This is a genomic window from Sphingobium soli (genome assembly GCF_020782245.1).
In the GTDB taxonomy this organism is placed as follows: Bacteria; Pseudomonadota; Alphaproteobacteria; order Sphingomonadales; family Sphingomonadaceae; genus Sphingobium; species Sphingobium soli.
This window is the reverse complement of the sequence record NZ_JAJGNP010000030.1, coordinates 1-18,508: the sequence shown is the minus strand read 5'-3', so window position 1 is coordinate 18,508 and position 18,508 is coordinate 1. Positions and strand designations below refer to the sequence as shown.

General features: G+C 61.5%; 12 protein-coding genes and 1 pseudogene. 12 read left to right on the top strand and 1 reads right to left on the bottom strand.

What is annotated here, in order from left to right; genetic code table 11:
• The 8 genes from LL253_RS19970 to LL253_RS19265 form a co-directional block, all read left to right on the top strand.
• Nucleotides 1-601: hypothetical protein (locus LL253_RS19970; RefSeq protein WP_323133429.1), on the top strand; the 601-nt coding region annotated here is incomplete at its 5' end.
• Nucleotides 585-1,604, top strand: a complete 1,020-nt coding sequence (locus LL253_RS19295; protein WP_036527609.1) for an acyltransferase family protein — start codon at nt 585-587, stop codon at nt 1,602-1,604. The genes LL253_RS19970 and LL253_RS19295, both read left to right, overlap by 17 nt.
• Before the next feature lie 105 nt (nt 1,605-1,709).
• On the top strand, nt 1,710-3,179 hold the full coding sequence (locus tag LL253_RS19290) for a hypothetical protein (protein ID WP_228168185.1): 1,470 nt from the start codon (nt 1,710-1,712) through the stop codon (nt 3,177-3,179).
• A gap of 603 nt (nt 3,180-3,782) precedes the next feature.
• Nucleotides 3,783-4,310, top strand: coding sequence for an RNA polymerase sigma factor (locus tag LL253_RS19285; RefSeq protein ID WP_051586981.1), 528 nt, complete (start codon nt 3,783-3,785; stop codon nt 4,308-4,310).
• 2 nt (nt 4,311-4,312) lie between these two features.
• On the top strand, nt 4,313-4,762 hold the full coding sequence (locus LL253_RS19280; RefSeq protein WP_036527613.1) for a FecR domain-containing protein: 450 nt from the start codon (nt 4,313-4,315) through the stop codon (nt 4,760-4,762).
• Nucleotides 4,744-5,151 carry a FecR family protein gene (locus LL253_RS19275; RefSeq protein ID WP_155986352.1) on the top strand — a complete coding sequence of 136 codons (408 nt, stop codon included), beginning with the start codon at nt 4,744-4,746 and terminating at the stop codon, nt 5,149-5,151. The genes LL253_RS19280 and LL253_RS19275 overlap by 19 nt, the downstream gene beginning before the upstream one ends.
• 80 nt (nt 5,152-5,231) lie before the next feature.
• On the top strand, nt 5,232-7,802 hold the full coding sequence (locus tag LL253_RS19270; protein WP_081799111.1) for a TonB-dependent receptor: 2,571 nt from the start codon (nt 5,232-5,234) through the stop codon (nt 7,800-7,802).
• A 12-nt stretch (nt 7,803-7,814) separates the two neighbouring features.
• The gene (locus tag LL253_RS19265; RefSeq protein WP_157102589.1) at nt 7,815-9,215 is read left to right on the top strand and encodes a hypothetical protein; all 1,401 of its coding nucleotides are present in this window, start codon (nt 7,815-7,817) and stop codon (nt 9,213-9,215) included.
• Between the two features lie 53 nt (nt 9,216-9,268).
• Here LL253_RS19265 and LL253_RS19260 read toward each other — a convergent pair whose 3' ends face one another.
• On the bottom strand, nt 9,269-11,470 hold the full coding sequence (locus LL253_RS19260) for a family 1 glycosylhydrolase (protein ID WP_036527622.1): 2,202 nt from the start codon (nt 11,468-11,470) through the stop codon (nt 9,269-9,271).
• 163 nt (nt 11,471-11,633) lie between these two features.
• Between LL253_RS19260 and glf the strand changes: the two genes are divergently transcribed.
• The 4 genes and pseudogenes from glf to LL253_RS19240 form a co-directional block, all read left to right on the top strand.
• On the top strand, nt 11,634-14,009 hold the full coding sequence (gene glf / locus LL253_RS19255; RefSeq protein ID WP_228168186.1) for a UDP-galactopyranose mutase: 2,376 nt from the start codon (nt 11,634-11,636) through the stop codon (nt 14,007-14,009).
• A gap of 72 nt (nt 14,010-14,081) precedes the next feature.
• Nucleotides 14,082-15,695: an MFS transporter gene (locus LL253_RS19250; RefSeq protein ID WP_051586982.1), complete on the top strand. Its 1,614-nt coding sequence runs from the start codon at nt 14,082-14,084 to the stop codon at nt 15,693-15,695.
• Between the two features lie 61 nt (nt 15,696-15,756).
• Nucleotides 15,757-17,061, top strand: coding sequence for a nicotinate phosphoribosyltransferase (gene pncB, locus LL253_RS19245; protein ID WP_228228166.1), 1,305 nt, complete (start codon nt 15,757-15,759; stop codon nt 17,059-17,061).
• 321 nt (nt 17,062-17,382) lie between these two features.
• A pseudogene (locus tag LL253_RS19240) lies at nt 17,383-18,508 on the top strand (hypothetical protein); the annotation flags it as partial.

Below are 18,508 nucleotides of genomic sequence, written 5' to 3'. Positions count from 1 at the left end.
GGTCGAGCCGCGACAGCTGCGCCGCCAGGGTCCCGCCTTTGCCGATCCGGGTCTCCTCTTCGAGGCGTGTCACCAGACCACGCTGACCACGGCACGGACTGATGAACTCGCCATCATTGATCAGGTTCTGCAGGGCGAGATCCACCTGCCCCCCCATGCATGCACCGTTGTTCAGGTCCAAGCCCTGCCGCGCCTGTCGAACGGCAAATATGATTTTAAGGCGATGGACGGTCTCGCGCCATCCCGCGAAAAAGCGCCGTCATTCGAGGCGATGTTCGAAGGGTTCAACAACGAACCGTTCAGCCTCCGTAAGCTAACCGCCTTCCTGGGCCTCGCCTCGCGACGGATTGCGCACCATTGCGCGGACATTCTCCTTCTCGACGTCGCGGCCACCAGCATCTTCGAAATCTTCGAGGAGTTTGGCACGGAGAGCCCAGATAGGATCGGGCGAGAGACAAGGTTTATCGACATCTCAACGGACTCGCTCTCGTTCGTTAATGCCAGCATCGCACTGGAAGGATATCTCGGCTTCATCCCCCCGCGCTGGGATCAACTCTCGCTTGCCGAACTGGAGGAACTCAAACATGTCGCCCATGTTTAAGACGCGGCGCATGGAGGCAGGAGTCGTCCTGCGTGCGGCGGCGATATCCCTCGTGGCGCTGAACCATGCCAACCCCGATATCGACCAGGTTTTGGGATTTAACTTCTCGGGTGGCATGAGCGTCCTGATGGCGCTCTCCGGCTATTTTTTTGCGAAGTTCGTGCTTGACGCTCCCTCGCTCCCACAGATGCGGCATCGATTGATCGGCTTCGGGCGATCCATCCTGCTACCCAGCTTCTTCATGGTCTTATTCTTCTTCATCATCTTACGTAAATTCGATGTTTTAGAATTATTGTTTATCCGAAACCTCTTCACGGACGGTCGAATATCCAAGTTTCCGACCTGGTATCCGCAGGTCATGATGCAGATCCTGATCGTCGTCTACATCCTGTCCTACATCGGTCTCATCCGGAATTTCGGTCGGAAGCTACTCCCTTATTCCGTCGTTTTGCTGTTTGTCGCATCCGTGTTGCTACGATTTTATCTGGACAACTATTCAGATGGTCTGGACCATCCTACACTGCCCTACTCCCGGTTCTGGAATTTTTGCCTCGGCTGGTGCTTCTACTTCTTTGCCGATCCCTCAAGGACTCCGAAAGGAAACAGGGTCGCGATGGCTGCCCTGGCGATTGCCAGCAGCTTCCTCGTTTACGGGGCCGCCAAACTACCTGCCTACTGCCTCATTGCGGGGACCCTTATTTTCCTCTTTGTAAGGGACATCGCAGTCCCCGCCATCCTGCACAAGCTCATCACGATCGTCGCCATGGCAAACCTCCATATCTTTCTCTGGCACCGCTTCTTCTTCGAGATTTACGAGGACATCATGCATGTCACCGCCCAAGGTGGGTTCGGCATGTGGCTATTCGGAATGTCGGCAAGCGTCGTTCTGTGGATTGGGTGGGAGGCGGCAGTCCGAACGGCGAGGGAGTTCGCATTGGCATCAACCTCCCTGAAATCGAAAGTTATTCCTTCCGTCCGAAGCCATACTCTCCCGGCAAGCTAGGGCAGGAATTAAGTGAAATGCGACCAAATTTAACAAATGATTGCTGAGATGTTTTTCTTTTGATACAAAGAACATGAATGCACCTTGGCAGAAGGTACGCGTCTCATGACAGACGGGAATTTTGATGTACCTGTTACAGGAACGCCCGTCATTCTATACGAGCTAAATGAGGTATCCTGGCAAGTTGTTGATTGGTACATTGGAAGAAATCCTCATGGGAACTTCGCGAATATTTTAGGCATGTCGAGATCCTACACCACTGTTACGACAGATGTGGGGGAACTTCATCCCTGGGTAACGTGGCCGACATTGCATCGGGGGGTGGACAATCGCAGCCATGGAATTGAGTTCCTTAATCAGGATCTGACGAGAGCGAGCGAATTCCCGCCTGTGTGGGAGACCGCCGCCAAAGCCGGGAAGCGGGTCGGTGTTTTTGCAAGCCTGCAATCCTATCCTCCCCCGCCCGACGACGCGTACGCCTTCTACATCCCCGACACTTTCGCGCCGCAGCCGGGCACGATCCCGCCCGAATGCAGGCCGTTCCAGATGCTCAACCTTCGCCAGACAGCACTGGATGGGGGGATCGTCTCCGACGTGAAACCGAGCAGAGAGCTCGCAACACTGATGCTCGGCCTGGTTCGGATCGGCTTGTCTTTGTCGACCGTTCTCGCTCTCGCGCGGCAGGTCATTCTTGAAAAGATCAATCCACTTTACAAGTCGCGTCGCTCGATCATGCAGGCGCCGATCGCCTTTGATGTCTTTAAGCATCTTCTGCATCGGACCAAACCGGAGTTCACGACGTTCTTCACCAATCATGTCGCGGGCATGATGCATCGATATTGGAAGCATGCTTTCCCGGAGGAATTCCAATACACTTTGACCTCCGATGAAGACAGGTTGAAGGCGAAGAATATACAGCGGGCGATGGATGTCGCGGATTATCAGCTAGGTTATCTGCTTGACTATATCACCCGGACTGATGGAACCTTGATCGTCGCGAGCAGCATGGGACAGGAAGCCGTTTTCCGCTCCGGCGGCGATCAGGCCCGCATCATCGACGTTCCAGCCTTCGTCCGGGCAATCGGGTTTAGCGGAGATTATCGTTCGAACCTCGCAATGCACCCGGATTTCAATTTCGAGTTCGACACGCCGGAGGATGCGGGGCGTTTCGCGTCGCTGGTGGAAGCTGCGACATTCGCCGGAGGAAGACGCCTCTGTTACAAGGTCAACCTTGTAAACAGGACCCTGAATTTCGGATTGGCGCAGCCGCCGGAAGGCATGGACAATTATGTGGAACGCCCCTCCGGCGGCGGCGTGAAGGAGAGGATTTCCTTTGCGGAGGCCGGGATCAAGCGATTCAAGCGCGACGTCGGCACGGGATATCACCAGCCCCGCGGCATCCTCCTTTGGCACCGGCCGGGAGAGGCGAGCGACGCTTCGAGGGAAGTCATCCAGAGTACTGCTGTGCGGGCCATGATCCTTTCCGCTCTCGGCATCGCTGTGGAGCCAAAGTCTCCGCTTCCCTCCGATAGAAACCCCACCCGCAACGAGGCCGAACAAGTGGATGCGTCCTGACCGTCCGCTCTGACAATGAGATGCGATGTGGATGTCATCATTGGTCCTTGCATCTTGTCAGCCGACCATGGGACGGTCTCAACGCTGGAAGCCGCATGGTCCCGGATCCACGGTTCATACGAAAATGTCGAACAGCGATAAGGGCAGCGGCGCTATACGGCCTGCGCGCTGCGGGTAATGCACCCAGCTTGCGCGCCATGGCTTAGCGCTCCAAATGGCTTTCAACCGGAAGTCCAGCGCACGATGTCCGCCTTCTCTATCTCCAAGGCATCAGGCAGGATCCGTGGATCGGTGATGGTCAATTTATTTCGATACCGTGATGATATGACTCTTAGAACCGCCTTCCGCGCGTGAAGGTGCCTCCGACCGTGCGTTCAGCGGGGCTGTTCATCAGCCAGTCCGCACACTGATAAAAAGGGGCTTGGCAAAGGGCGAGATCGCGATGTGCAAGTCGGCACCGCCGTCTACGCATCAGGCTTCATCCATCGCAGGTCTGCGACCGTAGTCACTCAGACGTCATGGTCCCGGTCTAACGGCGCACCGCGGTGCAGCGTAAATGCGCGCGCCATTTCCCTTCAGATTTCGCATTCTGAGGAGTGCATCGTGCGTACCACCGTCAGAGCTCGCTATGAGCTGGCCCAGGAAGATGACATCCGCGATGAGTTGACCCGCTTTGTCGCCCGGCGACTGCGCAATGGCAATGACGAAGAAGATATCGTGCAGGAGACATATCTGCGCATCTACCGGTACCGGCAGACCGGCACGATCGCCAATCTCAAGGCTTTTTGTTTTTCTGTCGCGCAGAACCTGATCAACGATCATTTCCGCCGTCTTTCGCGCATGCCTGCCACTTGCCCCATAGAGGAAGATTTTATCTGCCCCATGCCGCGCATTGATGAGGCCTTGCTTCATCGCGAGCGGGTGGAGGCGATCGTCGCCATCCTGAAGAACATGCCGCCGCTCAGACGGGAAATCTTCCTCCGCCGTCGACTGGACGATCATCCACCCGCGGTTATCGCCACCGACCTAGACATGCGGCAATCGGCGGTGGAAAAGCATGTCTTCCGTGCGCACAGCGACATAAGACAGGGTCTCGCCAAGCGGAAACTGACCGGTTGGAGCAGGATCTAGCCATGCGTGACGACAGCCTATCGCGAAGCGACGCCCCCATCGATGAATTGGCGCTCAAGGAAGCGCTAACGCGCGTCCATGACGGCGGGCGCCTGTCCAATGATGATATCCGCAAGATGCGCGCCAGCCGGAAGGCAGCCATAGCGGGCGGCCTCGGCGCGGTCGTTCTGGCCATCACCGGCCTCACCATCTTTCGGTCGCCGGTCAATACGGCCGCGGAGTTCAGCACGAAGCCCGGAGAGCGGCGTGACGTCCGGCTGGAAGACGGGTCGTTCGTGCAACTCAGCGGCGCAAGCCATCTGACTGTCACCATAACGAGCCGGGGCCGCTACGCCCGTCTGATCGCAGGGGAAGCGCGGTTCGACATCGCGCACGATGCCAGCCGCCCCTTCATCGCCCATGCCGGCCGAGCCGAGGCGCAGGTGCTGGGACGGTGTTCGACCTTAACGTAACATCCGCCAGCACCAGTCTCGCCGTGGCGCGCGGAGCGGTTCTGTTGAAGCCGGTCGGGTCGCCCCAGGCGGTCACTGTGCGTGCCGGTTGGCAGAGCCTCGTCCACGACACCACCGTCGACCGCCCCAAGCCGTTCGACGCCTCCCGTCCCGACTGGCGGGAAGGATGGATCGATACTGACGGCATGACGCTCGGCACGCTGGTCGAAATTCTGAACCGGCAGGGCGGGATCGTCATCAGTGCTCCGCCAGCGGCGCTGGCGGCGATCCCGATCATGGGGCGCTTTCGAACGGATCGGCCGGCCGCACTCCTCTCCGTCATCGGCAAGGCGAACGGCTTCGATGTACGGGCCGATCAGGGAATCTTGCGCTTCCACAAGGCATTATAAGAAAATTCTGCCTGCCAGACTATGGGCTGAAAAAACAGTGTCCGGCTTTGGCGATCCCCGCGTCTTTCGAAGGAGAGCACATGATGGTGCTCGCAAGGGGATACGACATGGGGTCTCACATTTCTCACCGTGCATTGCACGTCGCCATCGCCATTGCCGCCACGGCGGCGCCCTGTTCAGCGCATGCGGAAGCGGGGAGCTTTGCCAAAAGCTTCCAGTTCGCCATTCCGCCCGGAAATCTGTCCGCCGCCCTGTCGGCGTTTTCCGCAACGACCGGGCTTCAGGTCGTCGCCTCGTCCGGGGACGTCGGCTCCCATATGAGCGCCGGCATATCGGGCAAGTACAAGGCGTCCGATGCCATCGCCCGCCTCCTCGCCAAGTCGGGCTACACCGCCAGCCTGGTCGGCGACATGGTCGTTCTGCAGCAGGCCACGGCGTCGCCGCGCGCGATGCCGATCGCCCTGCAGAGCGCCGGCGGCGCCGGCACGTCCCGCCCCGACGCTGACGAGAGCGAAGCGGCGGAAGGCGATCGGGACATCATCGTCACGGCGGAGCGTCGCGAGCAGCGCCTGGTCGACGTCCCCGTCGCCCTGTCGGCCTTCGGCGGCGAGCAGCTCCGCAATCGCGGCGCCGACCGCCTTGTCGACCTGGCGAGCCAGACGCCCGGCGTCCTCGCCACGGTGCAGGTGTCGGGTGGTGACATGCCGACCTTCACCATCCGCGGCGTTGGCTTTGACGATTTGCGCCCCAACGGCAATCCTGCAACTTCGCTCAACATCGACGGCATCTACCAGGGGTCGGCCATCCTCGCGACCGGCCAATTTTTCGATATCGAGCGGGTGGAGATCCTGAAGGGGCCGCAGGGAACCCTCTATGGACAGAATTCGACCGCAGGTGCGATCAACATCCTGTCCCGCCGTCCGGGCGACAAGCTGAACGGCTATGTCAGCACCGAACTGGCGACCTTCGGCACGGCCCGCATGGAGGGCGCGGTCGGCGGCCCGATCTCGCCGATCGTCAGCGCCCGTATCGCCGCGCTATACACCAGGACGGACGGCTACATGACGGACATCGGCAATGCCAATGCCGTCGCGACCTTCAGGCCGCCTGCCGGCATCCCGCCGCTGCCCGTTACCGGCATGAACCGTGACGTCGCACGATCCGAAAGCATCGCCGGCCGCGCCATCATAGAGATCAACCCGTCCGACCGGACCGAAATATTCCTGAAGGTCAACGGTACGAAGCAGACCGGCGGGGCATTGCAGCCCAGCCGCAACGTCACCCAGAACGGCTTCGCCCCGAACGCGCGATATGAAGTCGATTCGGACGTGCCGACAAAGCTGAACGTTTCCGGCTATGGTATCACCGGCAGTCTGCAGCAGAGCGTCGGTGACGATTACACCTTCGTCCTGACAGGCGGATACAGCCATGTCTCGCACCTCGCGATCTACAATGGGGACGGGGTGCCTATCCGTTTGATCAATATCCTCTACGGCGACAAAGACGATCAGGAATATGCCGAGATTCGGTTCCAGAAGAACGACACGTCGCGGTTCAGCTGGATCGTGGGCGCGACGGCATTTCACGACGACGTTCGCATCGACCAGACCTTTACGATGCTCGACACGACGCGCGGCATCATCCAGGGCGATTACACGCAAAAGCGGACAAGCTTCGGCGTCTTCGGGGATGGAACCTGGGCGTTCGACTCCGGATTCAAGATCGGCGGCGGCCTCCGCTACACGCATGACAAGGTCGACTTCAATGGCCTGACGCAGGGCCTCGATCCCTATGGCGTATCGCTTCTCCCGGCCATCTTCCCGCTTTTGCCCTATAAGTTCGATCGTAACATCCGAAAGTCCCAGGTGTCCGGCCGTATCTACGGCAGCAAGAATTTCGGCCCTTCCTCGTCGATCTATGCGTCCATCAGGCGCGGGTATAAGGGCGGTGGCTTCGATGCCACCACGCCCAGCAACGACCTCGAATCCGCGCCGTTCGGTGCCGAGACGGTCTGGTCCTATGAGCTGGGCTTCAAGATCCTTCCCCGCCGTGCCTTCCTTCAGCTTGAAGGTGCGATCTTCTTCAACGACTACAAGGATATTCAGACGACGGCGGTCACGCAGATCACCACTGCCGCGGGCGTCCTGTCCGGCGGCACGCGTGTCAATGCGGGCGACGCCCAGAGCTGGGGCGCGGAACTGTCCGCGACCATCAGGCCGACCGACGATCTGAAGCTGGAAATCTCCGGCGCCTATCTCGGCAATGAGATCAAGAAGGTCATCTCGACCAATCCCGTCGAACGCCTGCGTCGTGCGGATGCGCGGCTTCCGTTCACACCGGGCGTTAGCCTGAACGGTGCTTTCGAATATACCATCCATGCCTCGGATACGATGGATGTCATCCTCGCGTCCGACGGTCAGTATCTGTCCAAATATTATTTCGACATCGACAACTTCGCCGTGACCAAGTCGCGCTTCATAGGCAATGCGCGCGTAGAACTACGGTATCAGAACAATATCTCCGCCACGGCCTGGGTCCGCAACCTGACCGACACATACTATCCGCTCTCCCGATTCAACTCCGCCACGACCAGCACCGACCTCCCGGCGGCCCCGCGCACCTATGGCATCACGCTTGGATACAAGTTCTGAACCCAGCGCAATGTGGGTGCGGTGAATCTGATTTCACGACCGATATCAAAGCCCATTCATCAAACACCACCTTCATCAGGAGATCTTATGGTTAAGCATAGAAACTTCCGCGCAATGGTTTCCGCTCTCGCTATGCTCGCAGGGCTGTTCACCGCCGGAGAAGCTTCCGCCGAGTTCGTGACGCAATCCGATCAGCGGCCGCCGTCGCCCGCGCGTCTGATCTTCCCCGATACGAAGGACGGACATCATATTTTCGCCGGCGACCTGCACCTGCACACCGTATTCTCGGACGGCTCGGCCTGGCCGACGCTTCGCCTCGCAGAAGCGGCGCATGACGGGCTTAAGTTCGTGTCCTTCACGGAACATGACATCATCACGCCAAAGATCCGCGACACCGGCACCAACAAGAACCGCAGCTATGAAATCGGCCGCGCGTTCATCTCTTCGGGCATGCTTGGCCTCGGCGGCATGAAACTCTCGCTCGGGTCGGAGATCACGCGCGCGATCGGGCATTTCAATTGTCACTTCCTCAAGGATGCAAATGCGCTGAACCCGGGGAAAGTCCATTACAGCACCTTCAAGCAGACGGGCGGGCAGCTCCGGGTCGACTGGAACCGGACCAGCGCGGACGAGAAAGATCTGGAAGCACGGTTCCGCGAAGCGAAGCGGCAGGGCGCCATCTGCCAGTGGAATCATCCGACCATCCCCTCCTCCTCCCCTGGTGAGGCAGTGGTGACGCCGTTCCTCGAACGGATGTTTTCAGAGGGTCTGCTGTCGGGGATTGAGGTTGCGCAAAGCGATTTCATCCACCCCAGCGCGATGGACGTGGCCCTGAAATATAACCTCTATATCGCGGCGACTACGGACGCTCATCTCGGGACCGCGTTGGAGCAGGAGGCGGCGGGGATGGATCACCGCGTCGCCACCCTGTTCCTGACGCAGGGAGAGGATGAAGCGGCCTTCAAGGATGCGCTGGAAAAGCGTCGTACGGTCGGCCTCTTCCGCGACACTTTCTTCGGCACGCGCGAGAATGTTCAAACGGTGATGAACGCGGTCCTGAAGATGTCGTTCACCAAATATTCGCCGTCAGAGTTTCTGATCGGAAACTCAGGCGAGATGGAGATCGCGAATGCTGGCCCGATCGACGTCGAGCTTGAGATCGTTCAGCCGGACTTTCGCCTGCTGAACTATCCGCGCTTCGTGAAGATACCGCATGGATCGAAAGTCACGCTGAAGGCGCTGCGCATCGACGGCCCGAACTTCAAAGGCCTGAAAGTCCGCGTGATCAATTCGCTTGTGACATCGCGTGACCAGCTGGAATTTTTCCTGGAGGCGCAGCCGTTCGATCTGAACGCCATCACCGGCAAGGGTACGCTGAGCAACATCCCCGACGATCTCGACGGCTGGATGTAAGACGGCTGAATGTTCGGCGGCCATGGGTCTTCGGATCCATGGCCGTTTGCATGTCATGCAAGCTCGCGCACCGCTTGCTGCCTCTTCTCATGCCGCGCAAACTCGCCGAGGGCATCCGCAAGAGACGGCAGGTGCGCCCCGCGCCCCGTCGCGAGCGGTACGCGGGAGGGGCGTGGCGCCATTTGGTTCAGGCGGGCGCCCGGCACGGCGCGGATCAGATGCCGGGGCAGGTTCAGGCTGTCCGCGACGGCTTCCGCGAACTCTGCCCATGATAGCTCCGTCTCATTGGTGAGGTGCCAGAGGCCCTGCTCACCGTCGATCAGGAGGTCGAGCGCGACCCTGACGAGATGCGGCACATAGGTCGGCGTGATCCGCTGGTCCGCCGCGGCCTCGAACGGCTGCCCCGCCGTCAGGGCGCGAGCGACCGCGACGGCAAAGTTGAACTCGTCATGGGGAGAGAAGAAGGCTGCGGTGCGAACGATGAGATGCGTCCCCGCCAGGGCGAGAAGTCCCTCCTCCATGCGCGCCTTGCTCTCGCCATAGACGTTGCGCGGGTCGGGCGCGTCGGTTTCGACATAGGCCCCTTCCGCCTTGCCCCCGAAGACGAGGTCGCTTGAGACATTGAGGGTGGCAAGCCCCCGCTCCTCCGCCATCCGCGCAAGGCGGACCGGGCCGTCGCTGTTCGCCGCAAAACAACGGGCGGCATGGCTTTCCGCCTCGTCGACCCGTACCCAGCCGGCGGCGTTCACCACTGCCCAGGGATCGTGCCGGTCCAGCGCAGCCCCGATGCTGGCCTCGCTGGTGATGTCGAGCGCGTGCCGCGCCGTCAGCACATGCGGTATGTTGCGGAGCGTACAGGCCCGCGCGAACGCTTGCCCCAGGGTTCCTGTCGCGCCCATGATCAGGAGGGGCCGACCCATGGGCGCACGCTCCCTGCAACTGTCCGCCCGGTGCTGCACGGCCGGGGCAGGACGGCGGACGGCGGGATATTCAAGCCGGATCGGCCGACGCCACCAGCCCGGCTGCGCTGCAAGCGGATGCCGTGCAGCGCCAGTGGCCAGAGCCGTGCCGAGCGCTGCGAGAGCGGTCGCGCGCGGCGTTCCGCTACTGACGTCGAATATGCCCGGCTCATAGATGCCGGGGGCGGTCAGCAGCGTGTTCCATCCGCTACTGCCGAGCAGCGACCAGAGCGTGATCGCTCGCACGTCCACGCCCTCATTGCGCAGATCCTCGGCGCAATCCCACGCCTCCGCCAGCCAGCGCAGCTGCTCCTCGCGCGTGCAGCCATTATGGACTTCGGTGACCGCGATCGGGGTCGCATAGCGGTCCCACGCCTCCTCTATCACGCCCCTCAGACCGGGCGGGGGCGGCTCCAGCACCCGGATCGCCTCGACATCGGCATAGCGCTGCCCGTCATTGCCGCCATGCGCATGGGCGGGATAGCGCTGCATGCGATGGTCGAGGAACCGCTCGCTGGTCAGATAATGGTTGATGCCGATGATGTCTGGCGGACAGGGATCGGCCGCAATGGCCTCCAGCCTGTGCTCCAGCCCGTGCGCGGCCATGCGCCGCCACAGCGGATGACCGCGCCGTACGCGCCCGAACAGCAGGTCCCATGTCGCCCAGCGCCGGATATTCTCGAACGCAGCCTGCTCGCGCAACTCGGCAGTGGCGAAGGTGCGGCCGAGATCCTCCGTCTGAACGAGCCGCGCGGCGGGATTGACCCTGCGAATGGCCTGCATCGCGAGCCGGGTTCCGTCGATCTGGTTGAGGAGCGCGCGCCAGAACGCGCCCTCGTCGCGGACATGCGGATACCAATGGCCATAAAGCGCCGAAAAGCGCGCCGTGGTGAGCGGCTCATTGACCGGCGTCCACTGGTTGATCCAGGAATAGCGCTCCGCAACGCGGGCCGCGAAATCAGCGAGACCCCGCGCGAAACCGTCATCGTCGAGGAGATGCGTGTAGGAGGGACCGCTGCCGTGATGGACAAGCCCGGCAATGACGTCGATGCCATGTGCGCGCAGCCGGTCGATCCGCGCATCCACGCCCTGCCAGAGATGCTGTCCGGGCCGATCAGGCGCAATGCATTCCCATAATATAGGATAACGGATCGTCGTTATGCCGATGTCGGCAAATAGATTCAGATCGTCGATCCGATCATAGTGGCCGCATCGCTCGAACTGATCCTGATATGTATCCCGAACCCTGTTGATGGTGCACTCCGGCCCACCCCATAATTCCAGATGCCTCTTCATCGTACATATCTCCCAGACCTTCGCCAGAACGACTGACATGGATCAGGTTTCCGCTCTCGACTTGATATCTTGTGTTATCTCTTTGAACTTGGGCCGGTTTGTACAGGAACCGGAGCGATGAACGGCGTGTTGCCGATGTTCATCATTCAGCAAGGTTCCAGACATGAGCGGCATTCCAAGCGACGTCGACGCCATCAACCCCGACAGCCCGACGGAGGGCGGCGGCACGCTCATCTGCTTCAGTCACCTGCGCTGGAACTTCGTCTATCAGCGGCCGCAACATCTGATGAGCCGCTTCGCCCGGGACCGGAAGGTCATCGTTTGGGAAGAGCCGATCCACGATGCGCCAAGTGCGACGTTGGACACCCATGTCTGCGACTGTTCCGGCGTCACCATCCTCACCCCGCACCTCCCCGCCGGCCTCAGCCGGCATGAGGAGACGGAAACATTGCGCGCCCTGCTCGACGGCGCGATCACCCGCGATCCGGCGCGACCGCTCATCTGCTGGTACTATACGCCGATGATGCTGCCCTTCTCCGACCATCTGGCGGCGGACTGCATCGTCTATGACTGCATGGACGAGCTGGCGAACTTCAAGGGCGCGCCGTCAGAGCTTCTCCCGCTTGAGCAGCGGCTGCTCGACAGCTGCGACCTCGTCTTCACCGGCGGGCACAGTCTCTACGAGGCAAAGGCCGCGCGCCATCCTTCGGTCCATGCCTTTCCATCCAGCGTCGACGCCACCCACTTCTCGACCGCCCGCGCCGCTGGTCCGGAGCCGGAGGATCAGGCGGAGCTCCCCTCCCCGCGCCTCGGTTTTTATGGCGTCGTGGACGAACGGATGGACCTCGCGCTGCTGGAAGGTTTGGCGGACGCGCGGCCCGAATGGTCCATCGTCATCGTGGGGCCAGTGGTGAAGATCAGCGACGCCGACCTGCCCCGCCGCCCCAACCTCCATTATCTGGGCGGCAAGGGCTATGCCGAACTGCCCGACTATCTACGCGGCTGGGACGTCGCCCTGATGCCCTTCGCCATCAACGAGGCGACACGCTTCATCAGTCCCACGAAGACACCCGAATATCTCGCCGCGGGCTGCCCCGTCGTCTCTACCCCGGTGCGTGACGTCGTGCGCGGCTATGGCGATGTCGAGGCGGTGCGCATCGCGGACGGGCGGGACGCTTTCGTCGCCGCCTGCGACGCGGCGCTTACCCTCTCCCGCACAAACGGCTGGCTGGCCGCCGTCGACGCGCGGCTCGCAGGGGAGAGCTGGGATCTCACGCAATGCGCGATGAGCAACCTCATTGACGAAGCGGTGCAACGCAGCAGCCACGTCTATCCCGTGGTGTCGCCTATTGGCGCAGACGGAGACCGCCCGCAATCCTATGACGTCATGGTCGTCGGGGCAGGCTTTGCCGGCGCGATCATGGCGGAACGGCTCGCACGCGACGCGGGCAAGCGGGTGCTGGTCGTGGACAAGCGGCCGCACGTCGCCGGCAACGCCTATGACCGACTGGACGATGCCGGCATCCTCATCCACCAATATGGCCCCCATATCTTCCACACCAATTCGGCCGACATCTTCGAGTATCTCTCGCAGTTCACCGAATGGCGTGGCTATGAGCACCGCGTGCTCGCGGCTGTCGGCGACCGCCTGGTACCGATGCCAATCAACCGCACGACGGTGAACAGCCTCTACCATCTTGATCTGCGGACGGAGGAGGAGGCCGCCGCCTTCCTGGCCTCCCGCGCAGAGCCCGTGGATATCGTCCGCACGTCGGAGGATGTCGTCATCTCGGCGGTGGGACGCGAACTCTACGAGACTTTCTTCCAGGGTTACACCCGCAAGCAATGGGGAATGGACCCGTCGGAACTGGACAAGTCGGTGACCTCACGCGTGCCGACGCGAACCAACACCGACGACCGTTATTTCACCGACACCTACCAGGCCATGCCGAGAGACGGCTTCACCCATATGTTCGAACGGATGCTCGACCATCCGAACATCGACCTGCTGCTCGGCGTCGATTTTACCGAAGTGCGGCAGGCCTATCCGCATCAGCACCTCGTCTTCACGGGACCCATCGACGAATATTTCGGCTATTGCTACGGCAAGCTTCCCTACCGCTCCCTGCACTTCCGGCACGAAACGGTGGATCAGGAACAATTTCAGCCCGTGGCCGTGGTGAACTATCCGTCAGAGGACGTTCCGCACACCCGCATTACCGAATATAAGCATTTGACCGGCCAGACCGCGCCGCGCACCAGCATCACCTATGAATATCCGAGCGGTGAGGGCGATCCCTACTATCCCATTCCACGCGCCGAGAACCAGGCGCTGTTCAAGCGCTACGAAGCGCTGGCGCTCGCCCAGCCCGATGTGAGCTTTGTCGGCCGGCTGGCGACCTATCGCTATTATAACATGGATCAGGTGGCCGGTCAGGCGCTTGCTACCTATCGCCGCCTGAAGCAGCGCTGGGATGCCGACCGCCAGCCCGCAGCCACCGGCGCGCGCGCCGGAACGACCGTCGTTGCCGACGCATGATATTGATCCGGCTCCCTTTTCCGTCTCGCGCGTTGTGAGCCGGACCTTTCACGAGCCAGATGGACGTCACGCGTGCTGGAACCGCAGGATGAGGTGTCCGAACGGGAGGTACAGCAGGGCCTGAGGGCCTTGCTGGTCGACGCCTCCTTCGCCACCGCCATAGGCGCCCTTAACAGCGGCGTGGTGCTCCTTGCGCTCGCGCTGCATGTCGGCGTGAGTACGGTCCAGATCGGCATATTGGCCGCCATCCCCCTGTTCACCCAGATCTTGCAGGCACCCGCAGTTTCGCTGGTGGAGCGGTTGCGCACGCGCCGCCGCATCTCCGTCATCAGTGTTTTTCTCGCGCGGCTCGCCCTGCCCATCTACGCCGTCGTGCCGTTCATCCCCGACCGTAATGTCGCCGCCGCATCCCTGATGGCGGCGGCCCTGTTGCACTACGGCCTCAACGCGGTGGGTGCGTGTAGCTGGAACAGCTGGATGCGCGACCTCGTGCCGGAGGAGGAGCTTGGGCGTTTCTTTGCCCGGCGGACCCTGTTCGGCACGGCGGTTAGCGCGGTCGCTACTATTGTCGGAGCCTACGCGCTCCAGCAGGCTGGGACGGACCGGGCTTTCGGCAACAGCATCTTCTGCGGCCTCTACCTTTTCGGCTTCGCTTGCGGTCTCGTCAGCACGGTCGCGCTCGCCCGCGTGCCGGAGCCACGTATGCCCCCCGGCAGTGACGATGTGCCGATCCGGCGGTTGCTGACCGGGCCGCTGCGCGACAGGAACTTCCGGCAGATGCTGCGCTATCTTGCAAGCTGGCAATTCGCCGTGAACCTCGCAACGCCGTTCTTCACCGTCTATTTCGTGCGCGAACTCGGCTTCGGCATGGGGTTCGTGCTGATCTTCAGCTTCATCAGCCAGATCGCGAACCTCGCCGTCATCCGGGGATGGGGCCGCCTGAGCGATCATTTCTCCAACAAGTCGGTGCTGAGCGTGGCCACGCCACTGTTCATCTTCTCCATCGTCGCCATGGCCTTTGCCAGCGATGTGGACGGCATGACAGCCCGGTCCGCCTATCTCGTCATGCTGCACATCATCATGGGCGCGGCGGCGGCGGGCGTGGGGCTGGCTTCCGGCAATATCGTGCTGAAGCTCAGCCCCGGCGGCGCGGCGACCGGCTATCTCGCCTCCAACGCCATTATCGGCGCAATCGCCGCCGGCATGGCGCCCATCATCGGCGGCTGGGCCAGCGACTTCTTCGCCGCGCGCAAGCTCACCCTTGCCGTGCGATGGACCAGCCCTGAGGGCGCGGCCGAACTCGGCGTCATGTTCACGCACTGGGAATTCTTCTTCCTCGTATCGGCCGTGATTGGCCTCTATGCCCTCCATCGCCTGAGCCTCGTTCAGGAAAGCGGCTTCACCGGCCGCAGGGAGGTGGTGTCCCACATCGTCTACTCTGCCCGCCGCAACCTCGGCAACATCTCCTCAGTGACGGGACTTCGCGAAGCGATGAGCTTCCCCGCCGGTGAACTCATCAAGCTGCGCGAGCGCAAGATGGCGATCATCCAGGGCCTGCAGGAGCGGCTGCGGAGCAGCCTCAGCCTCAGCACCAGGCGGCAAGTCACGGGATGGGTGCTGGAGGCGGGCTATGCGGTGCCCCCGCCTGATCCTTCGCTGGACGATCTGCTCGACAGGATTGCATGACGGAGGGAAGCTGCCCGCCGGCGCGACGTGGCCGAACCCGCATGGCACGGAGGATCGCAGCATGACCGTCACTGACATCGCGACACGCACCTACAACCATAATTTCCGGCTCGACCCTATCGTCCGCAGCCTGCTCGACACGGATTTCTACAAGCTCCTCATGCTCCAGATGATCCGGCACATTCATCCGGATGTGGAGGCGACATTCTCCGTCATCAACCGCACCCGCTCGGTCCGTCTCGCCGACATCATCGACGAGGAGGAGCTGCGCGCCCAGCTCGACCATGCGCGGGAGGTCCGCTTCGCCAAAAAGGAGCTGATATGGCTGACCGGCAACAGCTTCTATGGGCGGCAGCAGATGTTCAGCCCGGAATTCATTGCCTGGCTCGCCGATTTCCGCCTGCCCGACTATCGGCTGCGCAAGGTGGACGGTCAGTATGAACTCTGCTTCGAGGGTCCATGGACGCACACGACCATGTGGGAGATTCCCGCGCTCGCCATCCTCAACGAACTGAAATCGCGCGCGGCCATGCGCAACAAGGGCAGGTTCGCGCTCGACATCCTCTATGCGCGCGCCAAGACCAGGCTGTGGGAGAAGGTGGAGCGGCTGAAGCTGCTGCCCGATCTCGTCCTCTCGGACTTCGGCACCCGGCGGCGGCACGGCTTCCTGTGGCAGCGCTGGTGTGTCGAGGCGCTGAAGGAAGGGTTGAGCGACCGCTTCATCGGCACGTCTAACGTCCTCCTTGCCATGGACAGCGATCTGGAGGCCATCGGCACCAACGCGCATGAATTGCCCATGGTCACCGCCGCGCTGGCCGGGGACGATGCATCGCTCGCCCGCGCGCCCTATCAGGTGCTGGAGGCGTGGCGACGGCATTATAACGGCAATCTGCTTATAGCCCTGCCCGACGCCTTCGGCACCACCGCCTTTCTGCGCGATGCGCCCGGCTGGCTTGCGGACTGGACCGGCTTCCGCCCCGACAGCGCCCCGCCCATCGAAGGCGGCGAGCAGATCATCCGCTGGTGGCAGGATCAGGGCGTCGATCCGCGCACCAGGCTGCTGATCTTCTCCGACGGCATGGATGTCGATACGATCGAGGCGACATACAGGCACTTCAACGGGCGTGTGCGGACAAGCTTCGGCTGGGGCACCAACCTCACCAATGATTTTCGCGGCTGCGATCCCGACGGTGACGAAGGGCTGGAGCCGATTTCCCTCGTCTGCAAGGTCACAAGCGCGAACGGACGTCCGGCGGTGAAGCTGTCCGACAATCCCGCCAAGGCGACCGGCGATCCCGCCGAGATCGAGCGCTATCTGCGGGTCTTCGGATCCGCTGGCCATGCCCCCTCGCCGGTCGTGGTTTAGCGGCGGATTTCCGTTCGCTGTCTGCGACCGGACGTGGCGCCATCAGGAATGAGGGAGGGCAGCCCCCTCCTTCCTTTTACCCGACGCTTTTCCGTCGGTACCGGAAGTACCAGACCTCAGAGCGAGAACCGGTATATCGACTTGAATTATAATAGGAAAATATGGAATTTTTCCCTTCAGTTTCGGGCATGGTAATCACCGGGCAATCACCATTCACATCGCGCTCGCGCACCATAGTGCGCGGTAGGATCGACTCTGCGCATAAGCTATCGGAAAATGCATCTACACGCGCATGGCGCGACCTCCAAAATCAGAGCGACCATGCCGTCTCCTACGATCGATTTTCGCACCATCCGACCACATCACGGAAGCCAGCATAGCGGTTTTGAGGAGGCGATTTGTCAACTCGCCGCGTTAGAAACCGCTCCTGACGCGCCATTCCACCGTAAGGGCGCTGGGGCTGACGCTGGCCTCGAATGCTACCGCGTCGAGGCAGATGGATCGGAGACTGGCTGGCAGGCGAAGTATTTCTTCGAGTTCGGCAGCAGCGAAGCGTCGCAGCTCACCGAATCGCTAAGCCAAGCGATCGCACGCCACCCCCAGCTTGGGCGCTTCATTGTCGGCTTACCCTTCAACCTATCGGACGGGCGAGTGGGCAATCGGATTTCCGAAAGGGATCGCTGGAACCGCTGGGTGCAAGCTCGCGCCGACGCAATCCTTCCGCGTGTCGTTACGATTGAGCTTTGGGATGAGACCCAGCTCATCGAGCGCTTCTCTCGAAATGAGCCGCAGTACGCGGGTCGACGGCACTATTGGTTCGATCTGCTGCATTTCACGCCCGACTGGTTTCAAACGCGCTTCGCGATCACTCGCAAGGCGCTGGGTACGCGCTACACACCCGAACTCAACATTGAACTCCCGATCCGCCGCGGGCTGCTCGCGATCGCTCGTGATCCTGCCTTCATTGAGAGTTTGACGCGCCTCGCTGATGAACTCGACGAGGCGCGGCATCGCACGACCGATAGCGTTGCGAGGATTCTGGCAAGTGGCCCCGCCGCGACGCAAGCTGCGGACCTGGATGTTCGATTTCGGGCGATCAGCAGTTTGATCCGGACGGCGTCGATCAGCCCAGCCGATCCAGTTCCATTTGATCCGTGGGTAAGGGCTCTCGATGAGGCGAGTGAAACGTTAGGTGTTTGTTCGGCAGCGATCTGGGACTTGCGTACTCAGCAAGGCGGTGATCGCGACGAGGTGCGGCGTGTCCAATTTTTCGTCGAACACCTCTATGAAGCAATCGAGAAGGTCTCCGGGATCATCAAGCGGCCAGTCAGCCGGCTGGCGAACGAACATCGGTTGCTTGTGACCGGTGAGGCGTACCCTGTCAAACGGCGTTCAAAAGGGACCCCCGATCGGCGTCGAAGAGGGACCCCCTTTTCAGATAATATGA